This is a genomic window from Kribbella sp. VKM Ac-2566 (assembly GCF_004366005.1).
Lineage (GTDB): Bacteria > Actinomycetota > Actinomycetes > Propionibacteriales > Kribbellaceae > Kribbella > Kribbella pratensis.
This window is the reverse complement of the sequence record NZ_SODT01000010.1, coordinates 140,501-156,587: the sequence shown is the minus strand read 5'-3', so window position 1 is coordinate 156,587 and position 16,087 is coordinate 140,501. Positions and strand designations below refer to the sequence as shown.

Here is a 16,087-nt window from a genome sequence, read left to right as displayed (position 1 = left end):
AGAATTTGGGGCATGGAGAAGCAGAACTGGCTCATCACCGGCGTCAGCACGGGGCTCGGGCGTGCGTTCGCCCAGGCCGCCCTGACCGCCGGTCACACCGTCGTGGGGACGGTCCGCTCCGAGGAGGACCTGCGTGCCTTCGAGCAACTGGAGCGCGCGCACGCCCGCATCCTTGACGTGACCGACTACGACGCGGTCACTCGCGTGGTGGCGGACTTGGAGCAGAGCGTCGGCCCGTTGGATGTTGTCGTCGCCAACGCCGGCTACGGCCTGGAGGGCACCTTCGAGGAAACCCCGTTGGCAGACGTACGTCGGCAGTTCGAGGTCAACGTCTTCGGGGCAGCGGCCACTCTGCAGGCTGCGCTCCCGTTCATGCGTCGCCGCCGCCGCGGACACCTGATGGCGGTCACGTCGATGGGCGGCTTGATGGCCGTGCCCGGTATGTCGGCGTACTGCGGGAGCAAGTTCGCAATGGAAGGCATTCTCGAGGCGCTCGGCAAGGAGGTCGCACAGTTCGGCATCCACGTGACCGCGATCGAGCCCGGGTCGTTCCGCACCGACTGGGCCGGGCGCTCTATGACACGCGCCGGGCACTCCATCGACGACTACGACGAACTGTTCGTTCCGATCCGCGCGGCGCGGCAGAAGGCGAGTGGGAACCAATTGGGCAACCCGGCGAAGGCCGGCGAAGCAGTCGTCCACATCGCGTCGGTCGATCAACCTCCGGCGCACCTCGTCCTGGGCTCGGACGCGCTGCGCCTGGTCACGGCCGCACGTTCCGCCACCGATGCGGACATCCGCGCTTGGGATGCCCTCTCCCGGACGACCGACTTCGCGGAAGGTGCGCAGCTCTGATGACCGGCCGGCGCGCTGTCGAACGCAAAGGCGATGTCCGTGAGCGAGCCATCCTGGACACCTGCGAGGCGTTGCTGGCGGACAAGGGGTACGACGCGATGTCGGTCGGCGACATCGCCCAAGGCGCCGGGATCACGCGCGGCGCTCTGTACTTCTACTTCGGCTCCAAACAGGAAGTCGTCACGGCACTGGTGGCTCGGACCGTCGAACACCTGTGGGAGAGGTCCCGCGTCGCCGCCGAGTCCGACGAGCCGCGCGAGGCCATCGCGGCTGCCATGCAGCGCACGGTCGAGCTGTGGAACGAGCACGGCCTGGTGATGCGCACGGCGATCGACCTGTCGTTGACCGTCCCCGAGATCGGCACGCTGTGGAGCCGGACCGCCGACCTGTTCATCACGGCCATCACCGCAGTCCTCGAACGCGCCGGCGTACCGGCCGGCACCGCACCGGATCAGGCGTCGGCGATGGCCCGTGTCCTGTGCTGGATGATCGAGCGAACCTTCTACCACGCCTCGCAGGAGTCGCCCGTACAGTTGCAGCAGGCGTCCTCGACCTGCGAACACATCTGGCTGCTCAGCGCGGGGCTGATCACAGCGTCTCGAGGTACTTGATCGCCTCGGTCTGCTGGAACCACTTCGCCCAGCCGAGTACGTCGGCCTGGAACTGGCCGTCGGTGATCGACAGATCGGCCCCGCGTTCGACCAGGAACCGCAGGATCTCCAGGTTCCCGGTTCCCGCGGCCAGGTGGGCCGCCGTACGGCCGCTGGTGGTCTTCGCGTTCAGGTCGAAGCCTTGGTCCGCGAGCTCGGGGATGAGTTCCCAGTGGCGTGCGACCGCGGCCTCGGCCAGCAGGGCCGGGCGCTCGCCGGGTGTCAGTTTGCCGGTGAAGCGGTTGTCGGGGTGGGTGCCGTGGTAGAAGTCGCGGACCGTTCCGACCTCCGCGCCGTGGTGGATGAGCTCGTCGAGGATGTGCAGGGCGAAGTCGGCTCCGTTGTCCTCGGCGTACGGTCCGGCGATGGCGCCCATCGGGCGGTCGAGATCGTCCTGGGTGAGCGCGGCCAGTCGCCGGCGCCAGACAGCGTAGGCGTGGTCGAGGGAGTCGATGGCGTCGGCGACCGAGCCCGGGACCGGCGGCGTACCGTCGTCGGCGGCAGGCTCCTGGCCGAACCAGGTCGCCGTGCGCTCCGCCTGCAGGACATCGACGATGTGCGCGACCCGCCATGCCAGCGTCGTGAACGGCGGCGGCTCCGGCGGAATCCGGTCCCAGTCGGCCACGAACCCGTCATCCGTCGCCCGGACGGTCCAGCAACCGTCGAACGGCTCCCAGAAGTACTCCTCGTCGGTCAGCCCGCCGAGCCGGTCACGGAGGCGCTGCCAGGCGAAGTCGGACAGATCCAGCAAGCTCTGCGTCGTGGTCATGAATCCACCGTAGAGCGACCTGCGGACAGGATCGGTCCGCAGGTCGAGGCAGAATAGCCACGATGGATACCGCGGCCCGGCTGCTCCGATTGCTGTCCTTGCTTCACTCGCGCCCCCAGTGGGACGGTGCCGAGCTGGCAGCAAGGCTCGAGATCACGCCTCGCACCGTACGGCGGGACATCACCAGGCTGCGGTCGCTCGGCTACCCGATCGACGCCGAGGCCGGGATCGGCGGTGGCTATCGCCTCGGACCCGGTGGACGCCTGCCGCCGCTGCTGCTCGAGGACTCCGAGGCCGTCGCGATCGCGGTCGGTCTGCGGGTCGCGACGACCACGACGGTGTCCGGCGTCGAGGAGGCGGCGATCTCGGCGCTCGCCAAACTCCATCAGGTGCTGCCCGTCCGGCTCCGGGAGCAGGTCGACGCGATCGGGGCACACACGACTCAGTTGCCGCAGGGCGAACTGCCGCCGGTTGACGGCGGCGTGCTGGTCACGCTGGCGGCGGGTTGCCGGCACGTCGAAGGCATCCGGTTCCGCTATCGCACCCATGACGGCTGCGAGTCGGAGCGCAGCGTCGAACCGCTGCAGATCGTGCACACCGGCCGGCGCTGGTACCTCGTCGCCCGCGACCGCGACCGGCAGGCCTGGCGAACCTTCCGGGTCGACCGCATCGAGCAGCCGATGCTCACCGGCTCCCGGTACCGCTTCGACGACCCGCCGGACCCGGTCGCACTCGTTGCCGAGGGCACCGGAGTGTCGCCGTGGGACATCGTCGCCCGGATCCGCGTCCAGGCCCCCGCCGCCACCGTCACGAAGATGATCCCGCCGAGTCAGGGCGTGGTCGAAGAGCTCGACGCCGCGACCTGTGAGGTCCGCTTCGCCGCCAACGAACTCGGCCCTCTGGTTGCCCAGGTCTGCCGGATCTATTGGCCGTTCGAGATCCTCGAGCCACCCGAACTACGCACCGCCGTCCACGAGCACGCCCGTCGGCTACTGGACTCCTAGCTGTCGGCCAGGGCCTTGCGGATGCGTTTTTCGGAGACTGGGTACGGCGTGCCGAGGGTTTGGGCGAACAGGCTGATGCGGAGTTCTTCGAGCATCCAGCGGACCTCGAGCAGTTCGGGGCTCGGGTACTTGCCTGTCGGCACCGCGCGGAGTCTCTTGCGGTACTCGTCGGTGAGCATGTCGACGACGGCCATCCCGGAGCGGTCGCGCGCCGCGTTTGCGCCGAGCTTGTCCAGGCGCAGCTCCATGCCGCGCAGGTACCGCACCAGATCGGGCAGTCGCTTCGCCCCGGTCTCGGTGATGAAGCCCGGATGCACGAGGCCTTCGAGCTGACCGCGGACATCCGACAGGGCAGCGAGCAACGCGGGGCTGGCCGCGCGGGAGATCTGCTTGTCCACGGTCCGCGCATGCCCGAGCACCTGCTCGACCTGCTGCAGAATCGTCAGCACGGTGTCCGCGAGTTCCGACCGTACGGCGTCCCGCAGGATCGAGAACGCGGTCAAGTTCCACGCCGGCCCGCCTGCCGCTGCCATCAGCTGATCGACAGCCGCCGCGATCGCATCGTCGAGCAGCTCACCGACGTTGCGATGCGGACCCGCCATCAGAGTCAGCTTCTGCGCACTGCTGAGTTGGCGTTGTACGACGTCGATCACCGACGGCATGGTCAGCAGCAGAAGCCGCCGCGTGCCCGCCCACATCGCCGCGGCCTGGTCGCGCTCGGTCTCCTGCAGGCGTATCGCGACGCTCTTGCCCTCGTCGACGAGCGCCGGGTAGCCCGCGACCGTCAGCCCGTTGCGGTGCTCGGAGAAGCTGCGGGGGAGATCGCCGAACGTCCAGTCGGTCAGACCGGCCTTCTCCAGTCCGCTGACTGCCTTCGACGCGACCTGTGAGATCGCGGCCTTCGTCTTCGGCTTCAGCTTCTCCTTCAGCTTGGCGAGATCCTTGCCCTCGGCCACTGTCTTGCGTTTGTCGTCCTCGACCCGGAACGTCATCCGCAGGTGCTCGGGCACCCTGGTCCAGTCCCAGTCCTCGGGCTCGATCACCACGCCGCGCAGGTCCCGCAAGGCGCGTGCCATCGCGTCGGTGAGCGGCCCGGACGCCGGGTCGAGCTCGGGGAGAATCTGCCGCGCATGGTCCGGCGCGGGCACGATGTTCCGCCGTACAGCCTTGGGCAGCGACTTGATCAGCGTCGTGACCAGTTCCTCGCGGAATCCGGGAACGCTCCACTCGAAGCCGTCCGCGGTCACCTGGTTCAGGACGAGCAGCGGGATGTGCACGGTCACGCCGTCGGCATCCGTGCCGGGCTCGAACGCATAGGTCAGGTCGAACGTCATCCCGTTCTGCGTCCAGTGGAGCGGGAACTCGTCCTCCTTGACGTCCGCGCCCTCGCGGACGATCAGCGAACGCTCGAAGTCGAGCAGGTCGGGGTCGCGCTGCCGTGCCGTCTTCCACCACGTGTCGAAGTGCCGGCCGGTGACGACCTCGGGGCCGAGACGCTCGTCGTAGAACGCGAACAGCGTCTCGTCGTCGACCAGCAGGTCGCGTCGCCGGGTCCGCTCCTCGAGTTCCTCGACCTCTTCGATCAGTTTGCGGTTCTCGTGGAAGAACTTGTGGTGGGTGTCCCAGTCGCCCTCGACCAGCGCGTGCCGGATGAACAGCTCGCGCGACACCTCCGGGTCGACCTTCCCGTAGTTCACCTTGCGCCGGGCAACGATCGGTACGCCGTACAGCGTGACCTTCTCGTACGCCATCACGGCGCCGGCCTTGCGTTCCCAGTGCGGCTCGGAGTACGAGCGCTTGATCAAGTGCGGCGCGAGATCCTCGGCCCACTCCGGCTCGATCTTCGCGTTCACCCGCGCCCACAGCTTCGACGTCTCGACCAGCTCGGCGGCCATCACGAACTGCGGCGGCTTCTTGAACAGCCCGGAGCCGGGGAAGATCGCGAACTTCGTCCCGCGCGCGCCGAGGTACTGGTGCTGGTTCGCGGGATCCTTCATCCCGAGGTGGCTGAGCAGGCCGGACATCAGCGCGATGTGCACGCTCTGCGGGTCGGCCGGCTCGCCGCTGTTGAGTTTCACGCCGATCTGTGTGGCGACCTGGCGGAGCTGCGCGAAGATGTCCTGCCACTCGCGGACCCGGAGATAGTTCAGGTACTCGCTGCGGCACATCCGGCGGAACTGGTTACCGGACAGCTCCTTCTGCTGCTTCTTCAGGTAGCCCCAGAGGTTCAGGTACCCGAGGAAGTCGCTGTTCGGGTCGCGGAACCGGGCATGCGCCTGCTGGGCCTGCGCCTCGGCATCGGTCGGGCGCTCGCGCGGGTCCTGGATCGAGAGCGCGGCCGCGATCACCATGACCTCGCGGACACAGGCATGCTTGTCGGCCTCGACGATCATCCGGGCCAGCCGCGGGTCGAGCGGGATCTGCGCGAGCTGCCGGCCGATCGGAGTCAGCCGGCCGCCCTTCGGCGTATCGATCGCTCCCAGCTCGGTGAGCAGCTGCAGGCCGTCGGTGATGCTGCGCTTGTCGGGTTCGTCGATGAACGGGAACGCGGCGATGTCGCCGAGCCCGATCGCGGTCATCTGCAGGATGACGGAGGCGAGGTTGGTGCGCAGGATCTCCGGGTCGGTGAACTCGGGCCGGTTGGTGAAGTCCTCCTCGGAGTACAGCCGGATGCAGATGCCGTCGCTGGTCCGGCCGCTGCGGCCCTTGCGCTGGTTCGCGCTGGCCTGCGACACCGGTTCGATCGGGAGGTGCTGGACCTTGGTGCGGTGGCTGTAGCGCGAGATCCGCGCCGTACCGGGGTCGATCACGTACTTGATGCCCGGGACAGTCAGCGAGGTCTCGGCGACGTTCGTCGCGAGCACGATCCGGCGGTTCGAGTGCGGCTGGAAGACCCGGTGCTGCTCCGCGTTGGAGAGCCTGGCGTAGAGGGGAAGGATCTCGGTCGTACGGCGTTCGCCGCGGAACTTGTCGTTCAACGCGTCGGCGGTGTCGCGGATCTCGCGCTCACCGGACAGGAAGACCAGTACGTCGCCGTCCGCCTCGTACTCGAGCTCGTCGACGGCGTCCAGGATCGCCTGGGTCTGGTCGCGGTCGATCGTGCTCGGGTCCTCGGGGTCGTTGACCGGGCGGTACCGCACCTCGACCGGATAGGTGCGGCCGGACACCTCGACGATCGGCGCCGGGGTGCCGTCCGCGGCCGCGAAGTGCGCGGCGAACCGCTCCGGGTCGATGGTCGCCGAGGTGATGATCACCTTGAGGTCCGGGCGGCGGGGGAGCAGGCGCTTGAGGTAGCCGAGGATGAAGTCGATGTTCAGGCTGCGCTCGTGCGCCTCGTCGATGATGAGCGTGTCGTACCGCGTGAGGTCGCGGTCGCGCTGCAGCTCGTTCAGCAGGATGCCGTCGGTCATCAGCTTGACCAGCGACCGCTCGCTGACCTTGTCGGTGAACCGTACGGCGAAACCGATCGTCTCACCGAGCTCGGTGCCGAGCTCCTCCGCGATCCGCTCCGCGACCGTGCGCGCCGCGAGCCGGCGGGGCTGGGTGTGGCCGATCATGCCGTGCACGCCACGGCCGAGCTCGAGGCAGATCTTCGGGATCTGGGTGGTCTTCCCGGACCCGGTCTCACCGGCGACGACCACGACCTGGTGGTCCCGGATCGCGGCGGCGATCTCGTCCTTCAGCTGGCTGACCGGCAGTTCTTCCGGGTAGGTGATCTCGGGTACGGCGTTGCGCCGTACGTCGACCCGCCGCTCGGCCTGCTCGACCGCCCCGGCCACACTCTGCAGCTCGGCGGCCCGCTTGCGAGCGTCCGTCGTACGCCGAACCCGCTCGAGCCGCCGCCCGAGATGCTCCCGGTCGTACGCCGTCAGATCGTCGAGCCGAGCCACCACGTCCGCAAGATTCAGCTCCCCCTCGGCAGCACCGGTTGCGGTTGCCGGGGCGGCGGGTTGGCGTCCCTTTCCGCCGCGCCGACGGCGCCGGCGATTGGCCGGGTCCTGCGAGGGGGCTGGGGGTGGACTCGTGGACTCGGTCCGGGCATCAGGCATAACCAGTCCAGTTTAGAGGCCCGGCCCCAGCACCTCACCCGGATTTCAGTCGTGGGGGGACGGGACCTTGACGGCGAGGACCGGGACGGGGGACTCGAGGAGGACTCGTTGGGCGGTGCTGCCGAGGATGAGTTTGCCGACCGGGCTGCGGCGGCGGAGGCCGAGGACGATCAGGCCGACGTCCTCGGCGGCAGCCGCCTTCAGGAGGGCGCCGGCCACGTCGCCCTCGGAGACCGCCTGCTGGATCGTCACCTCGACGCCGTGCTCGCGCAGCTTGGCCTCGGCGGCCGCCAACTCGTCGGCGTTGGCGTAGCGGGCGTCGATGTAGGCGTCGCCCCGGCTCGTGTTCAGCAGCAGGATCGAGGCCCCGCGCAGCTCGGCCTCGGTCGCTGCGGCGGTCAGCGCCGCCTCACCCTCGGGCGTTGGTACGTATCCGACGAGAATCTTCACGGTTCTTACTCTCCCATGCCGGACCTGCGCCACTCACCAAGCAGCCCGAAGCCGAGCAACCCACGCTCAGCCACAGCCGCGAACGAGCCCGCTGCGGGGGTTGGTGAGTGGCGCAGGTCCATCAACCGTCCTCGCCGCCGGTTAGGGTCGAGCACATGGTCGAACTTCAGGTGGTCCTCCCGGACGAGTCGGCGACGATGCCGCCCGAGCGACTGGTCGAGCTGGCGATCGCCGCGGAGGACCTGGGCTACGGTACGGCGTGGTTGCCCGATCACCTCCTCCCGCCGGGTGAGTTCGGCCCGACGTACGGCGGCGTGTACGAACCTCTCGTCACGATCGGGTACCTGGCGGCGCGCACGAGCCGGATCCGGTTCGGGACCTCGGTGCTCGTGCTGCCGATGCGGAGTCCGTACGTGGTCGCCAAGCAGGCGGCGACACTGCACCGGTTGTCCGGCGAGCGCGTCGTACTGGGGATCGGCGCGGGGTGGGCGAAGGACGAGTTCGCGGCAGTCGGTGCCGTGTTCGAGGAGCGCGGCCTCCGGACGGACGAGTCACTCGGGATCATCCGTGATCTCTTCGAGGGCCGGGACCGCGGCGGGGTGTTCGAGCCCAAGCCCCGGGCGCCGCTCCCGCTCATGATCGGCGGTACGACGGTGCCCGCGTTGCGCCGCGCCGCGCGCTACGGCGACGAGTGGCAGGGGCTCAACCTGGACGGTGCCGGATTCGCGGCGGCGGTATCGCGGCTCAGGTCGTTCGGTGACCGGCCGATCAAGGTCGGGACGCGGCTCGACTGGTCCGACGGCGATCCCGACCCGGTCGTCGCCATGGCTCACGAGCTCGTCGACGCCGGCGCGGAGACCGTGGCGGTGTCCTTCGGGGACGAGGCCAGCGCGCTGGACCGGATGACGAGGTTCCGGAAGCTCTTCACGGCGGGGTGAGTTTGCCGCGCAGGACCTTGCCGGTCGCGTTGCGCGGGAATTCGTCGAGGACCACGATCCGGCGCGGGGTCTTGTAGCGTGCGAGGTTGGCCTTCACGTGCGTCAGCAACTCGTCCTCGGTGGCCGGCGAGTCGAGTACGACGTACGCGATCAGCCGCTGGCCGAACTCGTCGTCGGGGACTCCGGCAACGACCGCTTCGGCGACCGCGGGATGTGCGGCGAGGCACTGCTCGACCTCGACCGGATACACGTTCTCGCCGCCGGACACGATCATGTCGTCCTCGCGGCCGTCGACGAACAAGCGCCCGGCCGCATCGACGTGACCGAGGTCGCCGGTGCTCATCCGCCCGTCGACGACGGTCTTGCTCGAACCGTCCGAGTACCCGCCGAACACCAGCCCGCCGCCCGCGAAGATCCGCCCGGTCGTGCCGGTCGGCACCGTGCGGTCCTGGTCGTCGAGGATCCGGATCGTGCTGCCGAGACAGGGCCGCCCGACGGTCCCGGGCGCGGCGAGCAGGTCGGCGGACGTCGCGATCGTGGCGATGCCGACCTCGCTCGACCCGTACGCGTCGCACAGCACCGGCCCGAACCGTTCGATGAACCGCTCCGCCAGCGGCGCGCCGAGCTGGGACGCGCCCGAGATGACGGCCCGCAGCGAGCGCAGGTCGTGCTGGGCGGTGGCGTCCGGACCGAGATCGAGGATTCGGCGCAGCATCACCGGTACGGCGACGATCGCGCCGGCGCGGGTCGCCTCGACGTCGGCGAGCAGGGTGGCGGCGTCGAACCGCGGTCGCAGGACGAGTGGCGAGCCGAGGAACAACGCGAGCATCGAGGTGAGGAGACCGAGCCCGTGGAACAGCGGCGGGCAAACGACCATCGGCTCGCCCGCCCGGAGCCCGAACCGGCTGAGCGCGCTCCCGGTCAACCCCGCCAACCCCACCGCGGTCGGCACCCGGGGCGCCGCCTTGGGCGTACCAGTGGTTCCCGAAGTGAGAATCGTGATGTGCCCGGCCGTGTCAGGCGCAGGCGCAGCCGGGCCGCCGCTCCGAGCGAGGTCATGCAGGCTCCGAGGTCCGCGGCTGTCCTCGTCCGTCCCCGCCCCGGCCGGCCTCAGGCCGGCTGACGCCGACAGAACAGCAGGGAGGTCGGCCGGCGGAGTGAACTCTTCGTCATGGACCAGGAGATCCGGCCGATGCCGTTCGAGGACCGCTTGGAGTTGCGGCGGTGCGAACTCGGTGTTCACGAACAGGACGTCCGCGCCGATCCGCGACGCCGCCAGCGTCGCCTCGAGGAATCCGCGGTGGTTGCGGCACAGCACCGCCACCTTGCTCCCGGCAACGATCCCGTACTGCGCCTGCATCCCGGCCGCGATCCGTTCGCACCGCCGATCCAGCTCGGCGTACGTCATCACGTCGTCCCCGGAGATCACCGCAGGCCGCTCCGGATACCGGATCGCCGCGATCACCCCGAGCGCCGCCATCGACTGACCCCAGGTCCGCAGCGCCCGTTCGATCCGCACGAGCTGCGCCGGCCCCGCCGACCTCCACACCCCGGACTTGATCAGTGCGACCGACAAGCCGCCGACCTCGGCCGCGCTCTGCACCAGCCATGCCGGCGGCCGCAGCGGTGGGATCGGGCGGATCGTCCTCATCGCTTCTTCCCGCCTCCGGTACGCCGGAAGTACTGCTCGAGCAACCGATCCGTCGGCACCCGCAACAGGTTGCCGATGGCATCGGCCGGCCGGACGAACGGCGGCGTGATGTTGTGCGGGCGCTCGGCCACCGCCGTACACACCTGATCGGCCGCCTGCTCCGGCGTCAGCCCCGGCAACTTGTTCAGCAGCGGCGTCGGCTCACTCATCCGCGTGTGCACCAGCCCCATGTAGACCGTCGAGGTCGTCACCCCGTCGCCGCGGACCTCCTGCGCCACGCACCGCAGCCACACGTCGAACGCGCTCTTCGACGCCAGGTACGCCGACCAGCGCGCCATCGGCGGCGTACGGACGCCGGCCGTCGACACGTTCACGATGTGGCCGGACCCGCGCTCGCGCATCGACGGCAGCAGTTCGAGCACGAGCTTCGCCGGCCCGAGGTAGTTGACCGCGTTCGTCCGCTCGATGTCGTGGAACCGCTGGTACGTGTCCGCGATCGATCGCCGGATCGACTTGCCGGCGTTGTTCACGAGTACGTCGACCCGCTCGTGCTCGGCCAGCACGGTCCGCACGAGTTCCTCGACCGCTGCCGGGTCGGCGAGGTTCGCCGGATACGCGTAGGCGGTCCCGCCCGCGGCGCGAATCTCGTCGGCCACTGCCTGCAGTTGGTCCGCCGTTCGCGCGACGAGCAACACCGTCGCGCCTGCAGCAGCCAGTCGCCGTGCAGTTGCCTCACCGATCCCGTACGACGAACCGGTGACCAGCACCACCTTGCCCCGGACAGCCGCGTCCAGCCGCTCGTCGGAAATCCTGGTGCGACCGTTGGTGAGCGCGACAAGCAACGGCCACCCCGGAGCACGCTTCCCAGTCACCATGCGCCCGACATTACCCGCTGGTAGCCGTCAGTGGCAGGGGGTGATTCAGTCGGCTGCCGGCTGCGGAGCGCTCCAACTCGCCAACAGCCGGAGACGATCCGCGGTGGGCGAGCCGGGCTCGACCTGGTAGACGCACAGCGTCTGCTCGGCGTCGCCAGGCACCTGGAACGACTCGTACGCGAACTCCAGATCGCCCGCCACTGGGTGGTGATAGACCTTCGCGCCGTGCGTCCGGCGCAGGACCCGGTGGTCGTTCCACCAGCCCGTGAACTCGGGGCATTGCAGCGTGAGCTCCCCGACGAGGTCGGCGAGCTGACGGTCGTTCGGGTGACGGCCGGCTTCGAGCCGCAGCATCGCGACGGTCTCGGCCGCGATCCGTTCCCAGTCGCCGACCTGCCCGCGGGCCGCGGGATCGAGCAGGTAGTAGCGCGCGAGGTTACGGCGGGTCGCAGGCATCGCGTCGAAGTCCGTCAGGACCTCGCGGGCGAGCCGGTTGGTCGCGAGTACGTCGGTGCGCCGGCCGAGGATGAACGCCGGGATGTGATCGAGCGTCTGCAGCATCAAGTACAGACCTGACCGGACCCGCTGAGGGCTTGCGGGAGTACGCCGGACCGGTGCCCGCCGCGTCAGAAGGTCGCTGAGGTGTTCGCGCTCGACCGCGTCGAGTTGGAGGGCGCGAGCAAGCGCGTCGAGCACCTCGGCCGACGGGTTGCCCGCCCGACCTTGCTCGAGCCGGGTGTAGTACTCCGTGCTGACGCCGGCCAACCGCGCGACCTCGTCACGACGCAGACCGGGGACGCGCCGCTTGCGCCCGTCCGCGGGCAGGCCGGCCTGGTCGGGTGCGATCGCGGCCCGCCGCGAGCGGAGGAAGTCGGCGATCTCGGTACTGCGCTCCATGGCTCCAGTGTCTCGAACGCCGCGGCCGATCCGTGCTGCCAAGGTGGCCCTGCGGGTACCAGCTTCGCCGATACCTGCCCGGACAGGGGCTGCTCAGGCGCCCAAAACACCTTCTGTGACTGGTGTTCTGGAGTCACGGCCGGCAAGTCGCCGACCGAATCACCCTGGAAGGCAGCCAGAAATGTCTGTGCAAGAAGAAGGCAAACCGCTCGCAGGCCGGGTCGCCGTCATCACCGGCGCGTCGAGCGGCATCGGCGAGGCCGCGGCCGAGCATCTGGCCGGTCTGGGCGCGACCGTCGCGGTGTTTGCCCGGCGAGCGGATCGCCTTGGCGAGCTCGTCGCCCGGATCGAGAAGGACGGCGGCAGCGCCCTCGCCGTGACCGTCGACGTCACCGACGCTGCTGCGGTGCAGGCCGCAGCCGAGCGGGTCCAGGCCGAGCTGGGCGGCGCCGACCTGCTCTTCAACAACGCCGGTATCATGCTCCCCGCGCCCGTCGAGGAGCGCGCGACAGAGCAGTGGCAGCATCAGATCGACCTGAACATCACCGGCCTGATGAACGCCATCGGCGCCTTCACCCCGCAGCTGGTTGCGGCCGGAGCCGAGCGCGGTGTCGCTGACCTGATCAACACATCGTCGATCGCGGCGCAGAACATCTTTCCGAACTTCGCCGTCTATTCGGGCACCAAGGCGTACGTCAGCCACCTGTCCCGGCACCTTCGCGCCGAACTCGGCCCGAAGAACGTCCGGGTCTCGGCGATCGAACCGGGCATCGTGGGCACCGAGCTGCAGAGCCACGTCACCGACGAGGGCGCACTGGAGTGGCTGGACGGGTCCAAGCAGACCATGGAGTGGCTGACGCCCGACGATGTCGCGCAGGCGGTCGGCTTCATCGCCACGCAGCCGCCCCGGGTCAACTTTCAGCAGGTCACGATCATGCCGACGGCTCAGACCAGCTGAGGCGTTGCAGCCATTCGCGGATCAAGGCGCCGAACAGCGCGGGTTGTTCCAGTTGGAGGTTGTGGCCGGCGACGTCCAGTACGGCGTACGTCGCGCGCGGGTAGTGGGGGAGCAGACCGAACTGGTCCTCGTACCCGGTCACGGCGTCCTGCCGGCCACACACGATGAGAGACGGTCCGTCGTACGGCGGACCGCTCTCCGGTGCCGTCGACAGTGCCCAGTTCTTCTGGATGCGTTCGAGCGCCGCGGTGTCGGCCACCTCGAGACCCGGCGCCACGTCCGCGCGGTACGCCGCCAGCGCGTCGGCGGTCTGTACGACGGCCAGCTCGGTGAAGTCCTCGCCCTCGGTCAGCGACTCGAGAACGCCCGGCTCGGACCGCAGAACGACGTGTTCGGGCAGCTTCCGGTCCTTGTGCCAGAGCGTGCCGATCGGGCAGATCAGTCCGATGCCCAGGATCTGCTCGGGCCGCTCCACGACCAGGCCGCGGGCAAGATATCCGCCGTACGACTCGCCGATGAGCACGAACGGCTCGTCGCCGATCTGCTCGTCGATGAACGCGCGCACGGCCGCCATGATGCCGTCGGAGCTGTCGATGTCGCCGGCCGGACTCCGACCCATCCCGGGCAGATCGGGGTAGAGGCGGCGGTAGCCGGGCAGCGCCGATGGTCCAGTGAAGATCGGCTCCAGGCAGCCGGTCATCAACCGGTGGTCCGGTGTCCAGCCGTGCAACGCGAGAACCGGTACGCCGTCGCCGAAGGACACATGGTGCAGGGTCATGGGGCAAGTTGTAGCAACCCCTCCCGACAGTTTTAGAGTCAGGCATGGCCCGTCGCTCAGCACTTCCTCCCGTCCATGATGTCGCCGTCCTCCGCGCCCGCCTCGACCGTGCCCGCGAGGCCGCGGCCGGCACCGGTCTGGTGATCACGCCAGGCTCCGATCTGCGCTACCTGATCGGTCAGCCCGGCGGCTCGCTCGAGCGCCTCACCACGCTGGTGATCCCGGCCGACGGCGCCCCGGCACTCGTCGTACCGAAGCTCGAAGCGCCCGGGTACGAGGATCTGCCCCTGGCGGAGCTGGGCGTCGACGTCATCACCTGGGTGGACGGCGTCGACCCGTACAACCTCGTGGCCGAGCGGTTGAGTGGCGCCGAGCGGGTCGCGGTGAGCGACTTCACGCCGGCGCTGCACGTCTTCGGGTTCCGGGACGCGTTGCCGAAGGCCGAGCAGGTGCTGGCCGGGCCGATCGTCCGTGAGTTGCGGATGCGGAAGGACGCGGCGGAGATCGAGGCGCTGCGGAAGGCGGGCGCGGCGATCGACCGGGTGCACGCCCGCGTCGGGGAGTGGCTGCGTCCCGGCCGGACCGAGGCCGAGGTCGGTGCCGACATCGAGGCCGCGATCGTCGAGGAAGGCCACACCGGGGCGGACTTCATGATCGTCGGCAGCGGCCCGAACGGCGCGAGCCCGCACCACGCCCTGTCCGGCCGCGTGATCGAGACCGGCGACGTCGTGGTCGTCGACATCGGCGGTCCGGTTGCCGAGGGCTACAACTCCGACTCCACGCGGACGTACGCCGTCGGTACGCCGCGGGACGCCGACGTCGCCGCGACGTACGCCGTACTGCAGGAGGCGCAGCAGGCCGCGGTGGAGGCTGTTCGGCCCGGTGCGACCGCGGAGTCGATCGACGCCGCCGCCCGGGACGTCATCGCGGCGGCGGGCTTCGGCGACTACTTCATCCACCGGACCGGCCACGGGATCGGGCTGGACGTCCACGAGGAGCCGTACATCGTCGCGGGCAACGACCTGCCGCTGGAGCCCGGTATGGCGTTCAGCGTCGAGCCGGGCATCTACCAGGCCGGTCGCTGGGGTGCGCGGATCGAGGACATCGTCGTGGTGACGGCGGACGGCGTCGAATCGATGAACAACCAGCCGCACGACCTGGTCGTTCTGACCTAACCCGCCCGGAACGTCTTGCGGTAGGCGAGTGGAGAGACGCCCAGCTCGGACCGTAGGTGGTGTCGGAGGGAGGCCGCCGTACCCAGGCCGGCCTCCTCGGCGACGCGGTCGACCGAGAGGTCGGTGGTCTCGAGCAGTTGACACGCGTGCCGCACGCGCTGCTGCAGCAGCCAGGTGCCGGGCGACTGTCCGGTCTCCGACTTGAAGCGCCGGCTGAACGTACGCACACTCATCCGCGCATGCTCCGCCATCGCCGCGAGACTGATGTCCTCACCGAGCCGTTCGAGGGCCCAGGCCCGCGTCGGCGACGTACCCTCACTGCCTTCCTCGGGTACGGCGCGCTCGATGTACTGCGACTGCCCGCCGTCGCGCCACGGCGGTACGACGCAGTGCCGGGCGGCCCGGTTGGCGACCTCGCTGCCGAAGTCGCGGCGGATCAGGTGCAGGCAGAGATCGACGCCCGCGGCCAGGCCGGCCGACGTGAGTACGTCGCCGTCGTCGATGAACAGCTTGTCCTCGTCGAGCTTCACCTGCGGGTACACGCTGCGGAACAACTCGGCCCGTCGCCAGTGTGTCGTCGCGGGCCGCCCGTCCAGGTAGCCGGCCGCGCCGAGGACGAACGCCCCCGTGCAGATCGAGGCGATCCGCGTACCCGGGCGGATGGTGGCGAGAGCGGCGGCCAGGTCGTCGGGCAGCGTGCCTTCGTACCGCGGCTGGGGGATGTAGGTTCCTGGGACGATCACCGTGTCCGCCTCGGCGAGCGCCTCGGGGCCGTGGTCCGGGACGAGGCTGAACCCGGCACCGGCCCGCACCGGTCCGCCGAGTCCGCAGATGCGGACGTCGTACAACTTGGTGCCGTCGGCCTTGGTGGCGGCACCCAGGACCGTCGGCGGGATCGTCAGGTCGAACCCGACGACCGGCTCGAGCGCGAGGACGGCGACCACGTGCGGACCGACGGCGGCCAGATGACGACTCATGGCCACATCTTGACACATGTTGGCTATCTGGCCACTAGTTCGATGACGATCGAACCCTCAT

General features: G+C 69.6%; 14 protein-coding genes. 6 read left to right on the top strand and 8 right to left on the bottom strand.

Going from position 1 to position 16,087, the window contains the following annotated elements:
- Positions 1–12: 12 nt before the first annotated feature.
- Complete coding sequence (locus EV647_RS19105) at positions 13–855, top strand: oxidoreductase (protein WP_134004751.1); 843 nt, start codon at positions 13–15, stop codon at positions 853–855.
- On the top strand, positions 855–1,466 hold the full coding sequence (locus EV647_RS19100) for a TetR/AcrR family transcriptional regulator (RefSeq protein WP_133789101.1): 612 nt from the start codon (positions 855–857) through the stop codon (positions 1,464–1,466). The genes EV647_RS19105 and EV647_RS19100 overlap by 1 nt, the downstream gene beginning before the upstream one ends.
- Here the strand turns inward: EV647_RS19100 and EV647_RS42080 are convergent.
- The gene (locus EV647_RS42080) at positions 1,444–2,274 is read right to left on the bottom strand and encodes a DinB family protein (protein ID WP_166680380.1); all 831 of its coding nucleotides are present in this window, start codon (positions 2,272–2,274) and stop codon (positions 1,444–1,446) included. The two genes, EV647_RS19100 and EV647_RS42080, sit on opposite strands and share 23 nt — an antisense overlap.
- A 62-nt stretch (positions 2,275–2,336) precedes the next feature.
- Here EV647_RS42080 and EV647_RS19090 point away from each other — a divergent pair, with 62 nt between their 5' ends.
- Positions 2,337–3,278 carry a YafY family protein gene (locus EV647_RS19090; RefSeq protein ID WP_134004749.1) on the top strand — a complete coding sequence of 314 codons (942 nt, stop codon included), beginning with the start codon at positions 2,337–2,339 and terminating at the stop codon, positions 3,276–3,278.
- Here the strand turns inward: EV647_RS19090 and hrpA are convergent.
- Complete coding sequence (gene hrpA, locus EV647_RS19085) at positions 3,275–7,327, bottom strand: ATP-dependent RNA helicase HrpA (protein ID WP_134004747.1); 4,053 nt, start codon at positions 7,325–7,327, stop codon at positions 3,275–3,277. The genes EV647_RS19090 and hrpA overlap by 4 nt on opposite strands.
- A 45-nt stretch (positions 7,328–7,372) precedes the next feature.
- Positions 7,373–7,777 (bottom strand): universal stress protein, encoded by a 405-nt coding sequence (locus tag EV647_RS19080; RefSeq protein ID WP_131338258.1) that lies wholly within the window; start codon positions 7,775–7,777, stop codon positions 7,373–7,375.
- A 155-nt stretch (positions 7,778–7,932) separates the two neighbouring features.
- Here EV647_RS19080 and EV647_RS19075 point away from each other — a divergent pair, with 155 nt between their 5' ends.
- Positions 7,933–8,715 (top strand): LLM class flavin-dependent oxidoreductase, encoded by a 783-nt coding sequence (locus tag EV647_RS19075; protein ID WP_134004745.1) that lies wholly within the window; start codon positions 7,933–7,935, stop codon positions 8,713–8,715.
- On the opposite strand, the gene EV647_RS19070 is transcribed toward EV647_RS19075, so the two are convergent.
- The 3 genes from EV647_RS19070 to EV647_RS19060 are packed head-to-tail and all read right to left on the bottom strand — an operon-like array spanning position 8,702 to position 12,138.
- Positions 8,702–10,366, bottom strand: a complete 1,665-nt coding sequence (locus EV647_RS19070; RefSeq protein ID WP_238177290.1) for an AMP-binding protein — start codon at positions 10,364–10,366, stop codon at positions 8,702–8,704. The two genes, EV647_RS19075 and EV647_RS19070, sit on opposite strands and share 14 nt — an antisense overlap.
- Entirely contained in the window at positions 10,363–11,241 is an 879-nt protein-coding gene (locus EV647_RS19065) for an SDR family NAD(P)-dependent oxidoreductase (RefSeq protein WP_134004743.1), read from the bottom strand. The genes EV647_RS19070 and EV647_RS19065 overlap by 4 nt, the downstream gene beginning before the upstream one ends.
- Positions 11,242–11,286: 45 nt before the next feature.
- On the bottom strand, positions 11,287–12,138 hold the full coding sequence (locus tag EV647_RS19060; protein ID WP_134004741.1) for a helix-turn-helix domain-containing protein: 852 nt from the start codon (positions 12,136–12,138) through the stop codon (positions 11,287–11,289).
- A gap of 181 nt (positions 12,139–12,319) precedes the next feature.
- On the opposite strand from EV647_RS19060, the gene EV647_RS19055 reads away from it, so the two are divergent.
- Positions 12,320–13,096 carry an SDR family oxidoreductase gene (locus tag EV647_RS19055; protein ID WP_134004739.1) on the top strand — a complete coding sequence of 259 codons (777 nt, stop codon included), beginning with the start codon at positions 12,320–12,322 and terminating at the stop codon, positions 13,094–13,096.
- Here EV647_RS19055 and EV647_RS19050 read toward each other — a convergent pair.
- Entirely contained in the window at positions 13,071–13,874 is an 804-nt protein-coding gene (locus tag EV647_RS19050; RefSeq protein WP_134004737.1) for an alpha/beta fold hydrolase, read from the bottom strand. The genes EV647_RS19055 and EV647_RS19050 overlap by 26 nt on opposite strands.
- A 44-nt stretch (positions 13,875–13,918) precedes the next feature.
- Between EV647_RS19050 and EV647_RS19045 the strand changes: the two genes are divergently transcribed.
- The gene (locus EV647_RS19045) at positions 13,919–15,049 is read left to right on the top strand and encodes a Xaa-Pro peptidase family protein (RefSeq protein ID WP_134004735.1); all 1,131 of its coding nucleotides are present in this window, start codon (positions 13,919–13,921) and stop codon (positions 15,047–15,049) included.
- On the opposite strand, the gene EV647_RS19040 is transcribed toward EV647_RS19045, so the two are convergent.
- Positions 15,046–16,026 carry a GlxA family transcriptional regulator gene (locus EV647_RS19040; RefSeq protein ID WP_134004732.1) on the bottom strand — a complete coding sequence of 327 codons (981 nt, stop codon included), beginning with the start codon at positions 16,024–16,026 and terminating at the stop codon, positions 15,046–15,048. The genes EV647_RS19045 and EV647_RS19040 overlap by 4 nt on opposite strands.
- Between the last annotated feature and the right edge of the window lie 61 nt (positions 16,027–16,087).